At 50.2% G+C, this 261-nt stretch carries 1 protein-coding gene; it reads left to right on the top strand.

Annotated elements, in window-relative coordinates; all coding sequences use genetic code 11:
- On the top strand, nt 1-238 hold a 238-nt coding region (locus tag SB816_RS32750), incomplete at its 5' end, for a hypothetical protein (protein ID WP_410548345.1).
- Nucleotides 239-261: the final 23 nt, after the last annotated feature.

The raw sequence follows: 261 nt of genomic DNA, 5'->3' as shown, positions 1-261 counted from the left end.
CTATGGATTGACTGTCGCCAAGCAACTAATCCAACAGAACAAAGGGGCATTCTTTCTCGTGTCGGGGGATGAATACCATAGCTGCGTACGCGGGAAGGAGGCATCTGGTACCATCCCTATTGCTTTTGACGGCACTTTGGTGGTATTCGAGTGGAACACGAACGTTCCCCTTGATGTAAAACAGGTATATGACAGTTGGCCTTCGCCAGATGGAGAAGATGATGACTTCGACTTTTAGGGTTGCGATCCCCGAGCGCTTCC

The sequence above is a fragment of the Achromobacter sp. SIMBA_011 genome, assembly GCF_046535435.1.
In the GTDB taxonomy this organism is placed as follows: Bacteria; Pseudomonadota; Gammaproteobacteria; order Burkholderiales; family Burkholderiaceae_B; genus Achromobacter; species Achromobacter dolens.
The sequence above is the reverse complement of the archived record's forward strand: the minus strand, read 5'-3'. Positions and strand labels throughout refer to the sequence as shown.